A 14,455-nucleotide genomic window follows, 5' to 3' on the forward strand; every position below is an offset into this window, starting at 1 on the left:
CAAAGAAAGCATTTTGTTTGATAATATGACTAGAGGGTTGAATATATATGAAAAAGAATGTCTTAATACAGGATTTTAAAGTGGAAATTAAGAGAAGTATAACTCGTTATTTATCTATTTTATTAATTGTTGCCCTTGGAGTTGCATTTTTTTCCGGAATCCGTGCGTCTCAACCGGATATGAAACTATCTGCCGACCAATATTATGATGATACGAATTTAATGGATATTCGTGTTTTAAGTACTATGGGTCTTACATCAGAGGATGTAAAGGCAATAAAAAATGTGAAAGGTGTCCTTGTAGCGGAACCCTCTTTATCAATGGATGTTTTATGTGATACGTCTGACACGGAAATGGTTGTTAAATTAATGTCTCTTACAAAGATAATCAATAAAATTTATATCACAAAGGGCAGGCTTCCGGAAAAACCAACAGAATGTCTGGTTGATCTTAAGTTTCTGGAAGACTCCGGATATAAGATTGGTGATTCGATTCGTTTTAGATCGGGTACCGATGAAGTTTTGAATCAAAGCTTGAAATATAATGATTTCAAAATAGTTGGTGTGGGAAATACTGCTTTATACTTATCTTTTGAACGTGGAAACAGCTCTATCGGTTATGGTAAGATTAACAGTTTTATCATCATTCCCTCGGAAGCTTTTAAATTAGACGTATTTACGGAGATTTATACAACGGTTAACGGTGCTGCTGAATTAACCAGCTATACGGATGCGTATGATGCCGCAATTGAAGAAACCGTAAATCAAATAAAAGAAATTGAAGCGGTAAGAACAAAGGCAAGATATGAAGAAATTCTTAGTGAATCACAAAAAGAAATAGCAGAATCTAAAGCGAAACTTAGAAAACAAGAAGAAAATACAAACAAAAAATTAGCTGAAGCAGCGAAAAAACTGGAAAAAGGAAAAAGGGAAGTAGCTGCTGGGGAAGAAAAGCTGATCGACGGGAAGAAGACTTTGGAAAAAGGAAAAGCCAAGTTAACCAATAGTAAAAGGAAATTACATGATTTTGAGGCAGAATTACAGGCAGGAGAAAAAAAGCTGAATTCTTCACAAGCAGAACTGACTGCCGGCAAAAAAATACTAGTTGATAAGCAAAAGGAATATCAGACTGGTGTTGCATTACTTGCAGCCGGTTATGAACAATGGAATGAATCAAATAGTATATGGTATAAAAATAAGGAAGAATTAGAGCGTAATAAAGTGATTGTGAAAGAAGCTTTGGTTAACCTATACAAACAAAAATCGGAATTAGAAGCCTTTAAAGACTTATATCGGGATGAGTGGCAGAAGCTGCTCGCCACGGAGGAAAATTTATTAACAAAACAGCAAGACTTAAACAAGGGAAGCGAAACCCTTGAACAGTCCAGAAAAGAACTGGATACAGTAAAAAGAGAACTGGACCAGGAACAGAATAAACTTGATACAGGAAAGAAAGAACTAGCGAATGAAGAGAAAAAAATAAGAGCCGCCGAAGTTGTTTTAGCAGATAAAAAAACAGAAATCAATCTCAGTGCACAAAAGATTAAAGCAGGCCGGAGTGAGATAGCTGATGCCAAAACCGATATTAAGAAATCAGAAAAATTACTATTGGATAAGGAAGCAGAGCTAAAAGAAGCTAAAGCCACAATAGAAAATAAAGATAAAGAATATCGACTTGCCACTTGGACAGCGGAGGAAAAAATATCGGATGCGAAAGAACAAATAGAAGATGCAGAACAAAAATTAAAGGATATCCCTTATCCCAAGTGGTATGTACTTAACCGGAACAGCTTACAGACCTATGTGGAATTTGGGCAGGATTCAGAAAGAATAGGAAATATAGGAAAAGTTTTTCCCGTAATTTTCTTCCTGGTTGCTGCGTTGGTCAGTTTAACCACAATGACACGTATGGTAGAAGAGCAGAGAACCCAGATTGGTACTCTAAAAGCTTTAGGGTACAGTAACATCTCCGTTGCCGGAAAATATATATTATATTCCTTATCTGCAAGTATGACCGGCAGTATCATGGGGGTACTAATCGGTGAACAGATTTTACCCCAGGTAATCATAAAAGCTTATGTCATACTATATAAAACCTTACCTAAAGTAATAACACCATATAACCTGTATCACGGAATTATTTCTGCCTTGATTGCAGTTTTCTGCACAACATTTGCAGCTTATTTTTCCTGTTATAAGGAATTAATGTCATCCCCTGCCGGACTTATGCGTCCGGCTGCTCCTAAATCAGGTAAAAGAGTAATCTTAGAGCGGATTCCATTTCTTTGGAAGCATCTAAGTTTTACAACCAAGGCTACCGTTAGAAATCTGCTGCGATATAAGAAACGTTTCTTTATGACTGTTTTTGGTATAGGGGGATGTATGTCATTATTACTGGTAGGATTTGGTCTGAAAGATTCCATTGGTGCAATGTCAGATATCCAATATGTAGAATTATGGCACCAGGATGTTTCCTTAATGACTAAGGATGATGCAGAGAACTCGGGGGCAGAGAAATTATTGCAACAGCTAGGTCAGGATAGCAGGATAAAGGAGGCAGCTTCAGTTCTTGATCTTGCTGTAAATGCAGGAAATGGAAAGCTTATGAAAAGCGTATCATTGATTGTCCCAAAGAATACGGATTCAATCAATGATTATATTGAATTCCGAAATAGAAAAACACACAAATCGGTTCCTTTAACGGATGGTGGAGTCCTTATAACGGAGAAACTAGCAGATTTATTAAAAATATCAGTTGGTGATAACATATTAATAAAAGAAAACGATACAAAAAGCATTACAGTGAAAGTAAACGGTATTGTTGAAAATTATATGCTTCATTATATTTTTATGACACCGGAATTATATGAACGATTATATGAAAAATCTCCAGATTACAATAAGATATACCTGAAATTTAAAAATAAAATTAATCTTAACGAAAAACTTTTTGCATCAGACATTTTAAGAAATAATGTCATAAGTTCGATTAATTTTACCTCAGAATTTATTAAGCAGATAAATGATATGTTAAAAAACTTGAATCTCGTTGTATACGTTTTAATAATAGCGGCCGGATTATTAGCCTTTATTGTTTTATATAACTTAAATAATATTAATATCAGCGAACGAAAGCGGGAACTGGCAACGCTAAAGGTATTAGGTTTTAAAGATATGGAGGTGGCTGCTTATGTTTACCGTGAGAATTCCATTATAACTGTCATTGGCGCTTTATCCGGAATAATTATGGGAATTGGTCTTCACAGACTGGTTATCCTGACTACAGAGATAGATTCGATTATGTTTGGCAGACAGATAAAACTAATCAGTTACCTGCTTAGTATTATGCTTACTTTTTTATTTTCTGCCTTAGTAAACTATGTAATGTTTTACAAGCTACGAAAAATTGATATGGTAGAATCTTTAAAAAGTGTGGAATAATTTTATTATTATGTAAAGGTAATAAAGTATAGATTTTAAAAGTGTTATGAATACAGTCAATTATAATTTAATAGAATGTTAGAAAGACAATAAGGATTCATAAATTGAAAAAAAATAGTTTGAGTAAATTATTTCAATTTCGAGGAGCTGTATCCATCCTTTATTATATTGCTTTTGCTGCTTTATTATGGTACCTCATTATACCACATACTTCCTTGTATTTTGTAAACAACATTTTTACCCCTTTTGCCAAACGTTTGAATGCAGAAGATATAACTTTAGTAAAAGGAGAGGAATTTAAACTTCGGGTTATGAATTTTAATAAAAGATTATATTTTTCCTCAACAGATATAAAAGTGGCGGATGTAAGTATTTTTGGAAATGTAACCGCTTATCGAGCAGGTGTAACCATAATCAGAGTTAAAATGAGGGATGATGTATTAAAATGCAGGGTACGTGTAATTGATATAAATAAAAAAACATTAACCTTAAAAGCCGGTAAAAGTTATCGGCTGAATGTAAAAGGGATCTGGTTTGGCGTGTCATGGTCCAGTGGGAATACATCCATTGCCAGGGTAAGCCGCTATGGTAATGTAACAGCCGTATCAAAAGGTACAGTAAAAATATATGGAAAGGTAAGGGGTAAAACCTTGTCCAGTACGGTAACAGTAAGATAAACTTGCAATATTTTGAAAATATGAAAGTCTTGTTGTGTCGCAATATAGGTTATTTACCATATTGCGGCATATTTTTGTACAGAAAAACTAAGGAAGAAAAACTTAGTAAGAATAACTTGACAAGAAAACTTGGCAGAGGTACAATAACAAGAAAACTTGGCAAATATTCTGGGAGTGTATTTTATGAACAAAGATGAAATATTATCAAAAAGCAGAAAAGAAAATAGAGACAAAGATTTATTTGAAAGAGAAGTTCTGGTAATATCCGGAAATGTCGGCGGCATCGTAGCTACATTACTGGCCACTATCTTTTTTGTGATGCAGAGACTTGTTGGAGATGAGTTTGATTATGGTCTGTATGCTGTTATAGTATCTGTTTCCGCCGGTGGATTCATTTTAAAGGCGATTCGTATGAAACGTAAGCGGGACATTGTATTAGCCCTCATCTATACACTTGCTACATTTGTTTTGTCGTTTGTCCATATTTATGGATTATTAAGAACTTATTCATTTGCTTAAGGTGTGCTTATGGAAGATGAATTGATTCTAAAAAACAACCTGAAATCAGTAAGGGCTGAAAAGAATTTATCACAGGTGGAGCTCGCAAAAATGGTTGGGGTATCTAGGAATACCATTAGTTCAATTGAAACAGGACAGTTTAACCCAACAGCGAAGCTGGCTTTGATACTTTGTATAGCATTGGATAAAAAGTTTGAAGAGCTTTTTTATTTTGATTGAAGTTAATGAAAAACTGAACTGTAAATTTATAAATTATCCGAATCAAATGTAATAACATCTAATTATAAATTTTTGTTCATAATTATTTTTAAAAATTTAACTATATTTTAACAAAAACCTCAGTGTTTTATTAATACTTTCACGACACGTTCACAGAATGTTCACTTTTTTTCAATAGAATAAAATGGAAAGTATATTATGTAAGATTTTAATATGTGAAGGAGACTGAAGATGCAAAGAAAAATTATAACACTATTACTTGCTGTGACTATGCTGATTGGAACCATTGCAGTTCCGGTGAAACCGGCGGAAGCTGCCTCCAGTACGAATAATGCAGGAAAAGTTATTGATGCCTTAGAAATTATGGATACGGATCAGGGGAACAGTACGAATCCGGCCGCAAAAGTTACAAGAGCACAGTATGCACAGATGTTAGTCAATATGTCGGCCTTAAAAGATCAGACCTCTGCGAAAAGCAATGTATCTTTATTTAAGGATGTAACGAAAAAATATTGGGCAGCAGGCTACATACAGACAGCAATTAACCAGGGATGGATGTCCGGTTACATGAACGGCACATTCAAACCCTCTCAGAGTATTACCTTAATGGAAGCAGTGAATGGTGTTCTGAAGCTTTTAGGATATACCAACAGCGACTTTACCGGTAATTTAAACGCGGCTGAAATGGCACTGTACGAATCAAAGGACTTAGACAAAAATATAACGAAAACACAAAAACAAGCACTGACCAGAAAAGACTGTATGAATCTTTTCTATAATACCTTAATTGCCAAAACCAAAGACGGCAAGATTTATGCGGAAACCCTCGGTTATACGGTTGATTCCAAAGGGGAGATGGATTATCTGTCTTTAGTTAACACCAAAATGGAAGGACCGATCTTAGTGGATAATGACTGGAAGAGCCAGATTCCTTTTTTCTTAGGGGAGGCTACCTTTTATAAAGACGGTACATTAGGAACCCTGAATGATATTCAGCAAAATGATGTGGTTTATTATTCCAAAAATTTAAAATCCGTTTGGGCTTATGATAATAAGGTCACCGGTTCCATCCAGACCATTCTGCCGAACCGTTTAGCTCCGACCTCCGTGAAACTAGGCGGAAAAGAATATTCCTTAGGTTCTAATGATATGTCCGTCGCATTCTCCTCTTTAGGTAAGGTGGATGAGGGTGATGTAGTAACTTTAATCTTAGGCAAGGACGATACGGTAGTTGATGTATTGGGAATTGATGAATATAATGTAACGGTTACCGGAATTGTAGTAGATAACGGAGAGCGGGTAATGACCAATGATAAGGATGAACTTGTAAGTTCGAATTATGTGGCATTCGTGGATGCAGGCGGTAACAAATATGAACAGGATTATGACCTTACCGCAATCACATTTTCAGAAGGAGAAGTTGTCCGTGTCACCTATGATAACGGAATAGCTTCCGTAAATAGTTATAAAGCAGGCAGTACTTCCTTCGGTTCAAATACCTTTTCAAGCGACGGAATGAAATTAGGAAGTTATAAGTTAGCATCAAATGTAAAGATCTTAGATTATTATAAGGGCAGCTATAAAAGCATAAAGCCAAGCAGACTTGCGAATATAACATTAGGGGATGCCAGTGTTAATTATTACGAGTTAAACAGTTCCGGAGATATATCCAAGCTGATTCTAAATAATGTAACAGGTGATGTATATAAGTATGGTATCTTAACAGGTATATCCAGTCAAGGTTCCGATAAAATGAGTTTTGATTATAATATAAACGGAACGACAGGAACAGGAATCGGTGATGAATATGACGTAAAAGAGGGGCCGAAAGGATTTATATTCGATGATGATGATTCTACGCAGATAGAAGACCTGATTGACCTTACAAAAGTGAATGTCAGAGCGATTGGAGCTAGTATCGTACAAGATAGTACACAAAAATACATGATAGCAGATGAAGTCGCCGTATTTTTCCATGATGCCGGAAAATACTCAGTCGCAACTTTAAGTGATGTATCCAATTTAAACAAATATAAATTAACTGCCTATTACGATGGTTCTATGGCTTCAGGCGGCAGAATTCGTGTTATCATTGCAGAAAATATCAAATAATCAGGGGAGTTGAAAAATGGGTATTAAAATGAAATTATTTAAAAAATCCGACAAATTAACCAGTACAGACCAGTTAATTGTGCCTAAAAAGTCAAAAAAGAAAAAAATAATAAAGATAGCAGCAGTTTTAATTGTTTTGATACTGATCATCAGTGTCGTTTATAATCGTTCTCTGGGTAAAAAAGCTGTTTTGACCGGTGCGGAGTCCGGTTCTCAGATAGCAAAAGTGGAGAAACGGGATATTCAAAGTATATTATCATCTTCAGGCACGATTGAACCTTTAAATAAATATGATGTTAAAACATTAATAGAGGGCGAAGTTATTTCTGCAGATTTTGATGAAGGAGATCAGGTAAAAAAAGATGATGTTTTATACCAGGTAACCACAGATGATATTGATAGCAAGATTAAAACGTCGAAAACTTCTGTTGAAAGAGCTAAAGATAGTTATAAAACAGCCGTAGATAATTATGATAAAGCAGTTAAAAAATATAATGATGCATTAGCTGATTACAATGATGCAGAAGAAGAATACAGTGACTTGGCAATTAAAACGAAAAAGACCGGTATTGTGAAAAAAGTCTATGTAGAAGAAGGAGATAAAATACAAATTGGAACACAGATTGCAGATATTTATGATAACAGTTCTATGTTATTAGAAATACCTTTTAATTCTGCCGATGTATCCTCCTCTTTAATAGGTAAAACTGCTAAAATTGAGCTTACAGACGGCAACGAAACACTGGAGGGAAAAGTAACAAAAGTCAGTAGCATAGAAGATGTATTAAGCGGTAACCGTGTCGTTAAGAAAGTAACCATTGAAGTTAAAAATCCGGGAGGATTAACTGCCAATACATCAGCAACAGCTTCTATTGGTGATCTTTACAGCAGTGGTGACGGTACTTTTTCCGTATTAGAGGAAAGTACGATTACAGCAGATAAAGCAGGAGAAATACATTCTTTAAATATAGAAGAGGGAGAAAAAATTAATACCGGTAATACGGTTATTATTTTAGACAGTGATACTTATAAGGATCAATTAGATTCCTATCAAAAAGCCCTGGATAGTGCAGAGGATGTCGTTGATAATGCAAAAAATTCAGTAAAAGACGCAAAAGATAAAATTGAAGATTCAGAAGATTCCTTGGATGACGTTATAGATAATAAAACCGATTACAGTATAACGGCACCTATTTCCGGGCAGGTTGTCAGCAAGGATGTTTTAGCCGGTGATACCATTAGCAGGGAATCTACAACAAAACTTTGTACGATTTATGATTTATCTGCAGTAACATTTGATATGCAGATTGATGAATTGGATATTATGAAAGTGAAAGTCGGACAGAAAGTTAATATTACAGCGGATGCCCTGGAGGGGGAAACATTTACTGGTGAGGTAACGAATATCAGCCTGGAAAGCACTACTAAAGAAGGTGTAACCCAATATCCGGTAACAGTAAGAATTAATGAAGTTGGTGATTTGTTACCAGGTATGAATGTAGACGGTAAGATCATATTAGATGAAGTCAGTGGTGTACTTGCAATACCAAGTGATGCTTTAATGCGCGGTGATGTTGTATATGTTAAAGATGATTCTGTTAAAGAAGCTGTGGGTGATATACCTGCAGGTTTCAAAGAGGTTGAAGTCAAAACTGGTCTTTCTGATGATAATTATACCGAGATTACAAATGGACTAACCGGGAATGAAGAAGTTTATGTTAAACGTAATGCTACGGGATTTCAGATGATGCCAGGACAATATGGTCCAGGCGGAGAAACAAGAGGCCAAGGTGACGATCAGGGTGAAGCTCGTCAGGGTAACCAACAGGCTAGAGCTGCTTCAAGACCTTAATAGGAGGGGTGTTAATGGACGAATTGAATATGGAGGAAACAAGAACCCCACTTATTAATTTGGTTGACATTTATAAGGTTTACCAGATGGGTAACACAGAAGTACGTGCAAATAACGGTATTAATCTTAAAATTTATCATGGTGAATTTGTTGCAATCGTTGGCAAATCCGGCAGCGGAAAATCAACTATTATGAATATCATTGGTGCATTGGATGTTCCTACAAAGGGTCAGTATATCTTAAAAGGCCAGGATGTCAGCACTATGAAAGATGATGAACTGGCTGAAGTAAGAAATAAAACCATCGGATTTATCTTTCAGCAGTACAATCTGTTAGCCAAACAGAATATGCTGGAAAATGTGGAATTACCACTGTTATATGCAGGAATTGGAAAAAGTAAACGAAAAGAGATGGCTATGGCAGCGCTGGAACGGGTCGGAATAGCGGATAAGTGGCATAACAAACCGAACCAGCTCTCAGGTGGTCAACAGCAAAGAGGATCAATTGCCAGAGCACTGGCAGGCAATCCGTCCCTCATCCTTGCGGATGAACCGACGGGTGCACTGGATTCCAGAACAAGCCGTGAAGTTTTGGACTTTCTTAAAAAATTAAATGAGGAAGGCAATACTGTAGTTTTGATAACACATGACCGTGCAATTGCAGAAGAAGCAAAACGTGTTGTAAAAATACACGACGGACAAATCGTGTTCGACGGACCGGTAGAAGATTATAAAAGGAGCCAGCTATGAATATAATCCAATCATTTAAATTAGCAGGAAGAAGTATCATAAGCAGTAAAATGCGTTCATTTCTTACCATGCTGGGTATGATAATCGGTGTAACGTCGGTTATAACATTAGTTGGACTTATGAACGGTGTAACAAACTATATGTTATCCATGTTTGCTGATTTAGGAACCAATTCGATTACCGTGCAGTTAAACAATACGGATACCAGGCATGTAGATGCTGAAGATATCTATAAATTTGTCAAGGAAAATAGTGATATCTTTCAATATGTAACACCACAGGTTAGCGGACAGTACACGATTAAAAACGGAACAGAATCTACCACAACTTCGGTATCAGGTGTTAGTGAAGACTTTGCGGATATGAATAACCTGGATATATCAGACGGAAGATTTATTCAATATTCCGATATTAAAAACCGGTATAAAGGATGTGTAATCGGAACTTACATTGCAAAAGAATTATTTGACAGTAATGTCAAGGTAGGGGATACGATTAAAGTCAATGGGCAGGTATATAATATAATTGGTATTTTGAAAGAAAAAGCAGACTCCACCCAGGGTTCCTCTGATGACTGTCTTTATATACCTTATACAAACGCTGTAAGAATGTCCGGTTCTGCTAACATTTCAGCGTATACTTTATCAACTTTCAATACCGATTTAGTTAATAACGGAAAATACTTATTGGATAATTTTACTTATAGTATTATGAAAAACGAAGATTTATATAATATTTCGACAATGGCTGAATTATTGGATCAGGTTAATGAGATGACCGGTATGTTATCATCAATTTTGGGTGGTATAGCTGGAATTTCTTTATTAGTAGCCGGTATCGGAATTATGAATATCATGCTTGTATCAGTTGTTGAAAGAACTAAAGAAATTGGTATTCGTAAATCCTTAGGTGCGAAAAAGAAAGATATTATGAGTCAGTTCGTTATTGAGGCTGCAACTATAAGCACCATTGGTGGAATTATAGGCATTATTTTTGGATGGATTGGTACGGTAACCTTAGGTAAAGCATTTGGTTTAGAAGCTGTACCAACAATTGGTTCCATTATTTTAGCATTTAGTGTATCTGCCGGAATCGGAATCGGATTCGGATATATGCCTGCTAATAAAGCGGCAAAATTAAATCCTATCGATGCTCTAAGAAGCGAGTAAAAGTTGGTCTAAAATCTACCTCCCTTGCTTAAAATAGTAATATATTATTTGGACGTGAGGTTGTAAATGAAGAGATTTGGAGCGCTTCTAATATGTATTCTTTTACTGATGAATTCTCTGTTTGGCATTAAAGTTTATGCTGCTCCAGAGGATAACCAAATGAACATTACTTCCACCTCTGCGGTCTTAATCGAAGGTTCTACCGGCTCAGTCATATATGAGAAAAATAAAGATGAAAAGCTAAAACCGGCCAGTATAACTAAGATTATGACATTATTACTGATATTTGAAGCATTGGACAGTGGAAAAATTAAGCTTACGGACGAAGTTCCCGTGAGTGAATATGCGGCATCCATGGGAGGTTCCCAGGTTTATTTAGAACCATATGAAACACAGACAGTAGATACAATGATAAAATGTATCAGTATAGCAAGTGCAAATGATGCTTCTGTAGCAATGGCAGAATTAATTGCTGGTTCGGAAGAAGAATTTGTAGCACGGATGAACGCCAGAGCAAAAGAACTGGGAATGCTAAATACTCATTTTGTGAATTGCTGCGGTCTGGATGTAGATAATCATTATTCTACGGCTTATGATGTCGCATTGATGTCACGGGAATTAATTATGAAATACCCCCAAATCAGCAATTATTCCACTGTTTGGATGGATACAATCATTCATACAACAAAAAAAGGTCAAAGTGAATTTGGATTAACCAATACGAATAAATTAATTAAACACTATAATGGGATTACAGGTCTAAAAACAGGCTCAACAAGCCTGGCAAAATACTGTCTATCGGCAACAGCAAGACGCAATGGTATGGATCTAATAGCTGTAATTATGGCAGCTCCGGAGACAAAAGTACGTTTTGCGGAAGCATCTAAAATGTTAGATTATGGTTTCGCTAATTGCAGTATCTATAGAGATGCCAATAAGGAGCTTAAAATAGTTCCCATACCGGTGAAAAAAGGCGTTTCAGACGGAGTTAATTACAGGGTTAATGATGAGTTCTCCTATTTATGTTTAAAAGGGACTAATCCTGCTGATATCACGAAAGAAATTGCTATTAATGAAACTGTTACGGCACCGGTTAAGGAAAATGATAAAGTAGGTGAAATTACATATAAATTAGGAGGCAGCAAAATCGGGTCAGTGGATATTGTTGCAGCTGAGAGTGTAGAGAAAGCTAAATTTAAAGATTATTTTTTGCAGGTTATCTCAAAACTGCTATTATAAACAATATTTTTACTTACTATAGACCACAGGATAAGTCTGTGTTATAATTTATAACGGACTTTTCTGTGGTTTTGTAAATCATAGGAAAAGATTTTGGAGGTAGTCATGGATCGCACCCTAATTACAGTAGTAATATTGCTGATTTTTATACTATATATTGTTTATGAAAATCATAATTTGGAGATTACTTTTTATACTATTCGATCAAAACGAATTCCGAAAGCATTCCATAAGGTTAAGCTGGTTGTCTTAGCAGATCTCCATAATAATAAATATGGCAGGAATAATGAAAAATTATTGAATCAAATCCGCAAAATAGATCCGGATTATATACTGGTCGCAGGTGATATGATAGTAAGCAGTGAACCGGATAATCTATCTGTACCCTACCAACTTTTATCGGAACTGGCTAAAACATACCCTGTTTACTACGGCTTAGGAAATCATGAACAGCGATTATTGCCCAATAATACGATTCACTATAAAAATTACGATTCATTTAAAAATGATCTGCAAACGCAGGGCGTCATATTTCTTGAAAATGAACGTGTTTTAGTGCACAGAAACGGTGAAACTGTGGCATTAACCGGTTTAGTAATTCATATGGATTATTTTAAAAAACTAAAACAGCCGAAGATGAATAAAGGTTATATAGAAAAATTAGTAGGAATTCCCGAGGAAAAATGTTATAATATATTAATTGCACATAATCCCGTTTATTTTAATTTTTACACTTCATGGGGAGCAGATCTGATTCTTTCCGGTCATCTGCATGGCGGTATTATCCGAATACCTGGATTAGGAGGATTTATTTCACCTCAGTATAAATTCATGCCGAAATATGACTCGGGAATTTATGTGAAAGATGGTAAAACTATGTTAGTATCCAGAGGATTAGGACTGCATACGATTAAACTCAGGATCCACAACCGTCCTGAATTAATGGTTGTAACCTTAGATAATATTGAAGATTAAAGGAGTTACTATGAAAATACAGCTAATAAGAGTGTTGGCCGCTTTTATAGCCGGTGGAATTGTAATGATTCTTCATGAATTTCCAAAAGCTTATATATACAATCGGCTAAACCCGACACAGGATATAAAACGCAAGCGAGGCATATATAAACTGCATCATTATATTGATCCCATAGGAATTATATTATGTATTACCAATCAGGCCGGGTTTTCAAAACCTTATATGTATCGGATTAAAGATAAAAAAACTAATTTAATTTTAGGGATGACCGGATTAATCACACTACTGGTCATTTTTATGGTAAGTATGGCAATTCTGCGGTATGGAATCGGAGTTAATTCCAATCTGAATTATTCGGAAACAATTAGCATCAATGAATTAATACTCCAATTTATTACAGTATATATTGCTTTGATCAGTATCAGCATGTTTATTGTAAACTTATTTCCCATATCAACCTTTGATATGGGATTGTGTATCGCTGGCAAATCGCCATCAAAGTATTTTGTTATAATTCAAAATGATTATTTCATAAAAATGGTTCTTTTATTAGTTATTATGTTTCAATTTATCACAAGCTTTAGTACATTGATAATGTCTTCATTTTTATAAAACAACACGATAACTGCAAGTAATAAAAAACAAGTATAAAGTATTAATCTATTATGATATAAAAGGAATGGACAACTTATGAGTATATCCGTGAAATTAGATGTCTTTGAGGGACCGCTGGACCTTCTATTACACTTAATTGATAAAAATAAAGTTAATATTCATGATATACCCATTGCTATTATAACCGAGCAATATATGGAATATATCCGTCAAATGAAGACTAAAAATCTGGATATCATGAGCGAATTTCTAGTTATGGCGGCCACTCTGATTAATATTAAATCCAAGATGCTGTTACCTAAGGATGAGACAAAAGAGGAAGAAGAGGAAGATCCAAGACAGGAACTGGTTGAGCGCTTATTAGAATACAAGATGTATAAATATATTTCTCTGGACCTAAAGGACCGGGAAATGGATGCTGCTAGAATTTTGTATAAGGATGCAACGATTCCCAAAGAAATTGAAGATTTTAAAGAAGAAATTGATCCCAGAAGTTTATTATCAGATCTTACTTTAGCTAAACTACATAAAATATTCGAATCAGTAATAAAAAAACAAGTTGATAAAATTGACCCTATACGAAGCAAATTTGGGAAAATTGAAAAAGAAGAAATAAACCTGACTGAGAAAATATTAGACATTCAAAAATATGGATTAATACATAAGTCGTTTAGTTTCAGAGGTCTATTAATGAAACAATCCGGTAAGATGGATATTATCGTCACTTTTTTGGGTGTATTGGAATTGATTAAAATCGGACAAGTTAGGATTAAACAAGATAATTTGTTTGAAGATATCATGATAACTTTTACCGGAGATGTAATTACTGAATTAGAGAATGATCTGGTTTTAAATTAAGGTGACTTTCTATTACAAAATAGTTACTAT

General features: G+C 35.1%; 12 protein-coding genes. All 12 read left to right on the forward strand.

Annotation, left to right across the window (positions count from 1 at the left end):
* Window positions 1-47 precede the first annotated feature (47 nt).
* The 12 genes from RBU59_RS00925 to RBU59_RS00980 all read left to right on the forward strand — a co-directional run bounded on the left by RBU59_RS00925 (window position 48) and on the right by RBU59_RS00980 (window position 14,425).
* On the forward strand, window positions 48-3,440 hold the full coding sequence (locus tag RBU59_RS00925; protein ID WP_308146008.1) for an FtsX-like permease family protein: 3,393 nt from the start codon (window positions 48-50) through the stop codon (window positions 3,438-3,440).
* 104 nt (window positions 3,441-3,544) lie between these two features.
* Entirely contained in the window at window positions 3,545-4,117 is a 573-nt protein-coding gene (locus RBU59_RS00930) for an Ig-like domain-containing protein (RefSeq protein WP_308146009.1), read from the forward strand.
* A 183-nt stretch (window positions 4,118-4,300) separates the two neighbouring features.
* Window positions 4,301-4,636: a DUF6442 family protein gene (locus RBU59_RS00935; protein WP_308146010.1), complete on the forward strand. Its 336-nt coding sequence runs from the start codon at window positions 4,301-4,303 to the stop codon at window positions 4,634-4,636.
* 9 nt (window positions 4,637-4,645) lie between these two features.
* Window positions 4,646-4,855 carry a helix-turn-helix transcriptional regulator gene (locus tag RBU59_RS00940; protein WP_308146011.1) on the forward strand — a complete coding sequence of 70 codons (210 nt, stop codon included), beginning with the start codon at window positions 4,646-4,648 and terminating at the stop codon, window positions 4,853-4,855.
* A gap of 231 nt (window positions 4,856-5,086) precedes the next feature.
* Window positions 5,087-6,967, forward strand: coding sequence for an S-layer homology domain-containing protein (locus RBU59_RS00945; RefSeq protein WP_308146012.1), 1,881 nt, complete (start codon window positions 5,087-5,089; stop codon window positions 6,965-6,967).
* Between the two features lie 16 nt (window positions 6,968-6,983).
* Window positions 6,984-8,819: an efflux RND transporter periplasmic adaptor subunit gene (locus RBU59_RS00950; RefSeq protein WP_308146013.1), complete on the forward strand. Its 1,836-nt coding sequence runs from the start codon at window positions 6,984-6,986 to the stop codon at window positions 8,817-8,819.
* A gap of 29 nt (window positions 8,820-8,848) precedes the next feature.
* A complete protein-coding gene (locus tag RBU59_RS00955) occupies window positions 8,849-9,568 on the forward strand; it encodes an ABC transporter ATP-binding protein (protein WP_442871725.1) in 720 nt (239 codons plus the stop codon).
* Window positions 9,569-9,570: 2 nt separating this feature from the next.
* Window positions 9,571-10,737 carry an ABC transporter permease gene (locus tag RBU59_RS00960; protein ID WP_308148667.1) on the forward strand — a complete coding sequence of 389 codons (1,167 nt, stop codon included), beginning with the start codon at window positions 9,571-9,573 and terminating at the stop codon, window positions 10,735-10,737.
* 66 nt (window positions 10,738-10,803) lie between these two features.
* Window positions 10,804-11,976: a D-alanyl-D-alanine carboxypeptidase family protein gene (locus tag RBU59_RS00965; protein WP_308146015.1), complete on the forward strand. Its 1,173-nt coding sequence runs from the start codon at window positions 10,804-10,806 to the stop codon at window positions 11,974-11,976.
* Between the two features lie 105 nt (window positions 11,977-12,081).
* A complete protein-coding gene (locus RBU59_RS00970) occupies window positions 12,082-12,951 on the forward strand; it encodes a metallophosphoesterase (RefSeq protein ID WP_308146016.1) in 870 nt (289 codons plus the stop codon).
* A gap of 10 nt (window positions 12,952-12,961) precedes the next feature.
* Window positions 12,962-13,564: a hypothetical protein gene (locus RBU59_RS00975; RefSeq protein WP_308146017.1), complete on the forward strand. Its 603-nt coding sequence runs from the start codon at window positions 12,962-12,964 to the stop codon at window positions 13,562-13,564.
* Between the two features lie 78 nt (window positions 13,565-13,642).
* Window positions 13,643-14,425: a segregation and condensation protein A gene (locus tag RBU59_RS00980; protein WP_308146018.1), complete on the forward strand. Its 783-nt coding sequence runs from the start codon at window positions 13,643-13,645 to the stop codon at window positions 14,423-14,425.
* Window positions 14,426-14,455 lie beyond the last annotated feature (30 nt).

It is taken from the genome of Anaerocolumna sp. MB42-C2 (assembly GCF_030913705.1).
Classification (GTDB): Bacteria; Bacillota; Clostridia; order Lachnospirales; family Lachnospiraceae; genus Anaerocolumna.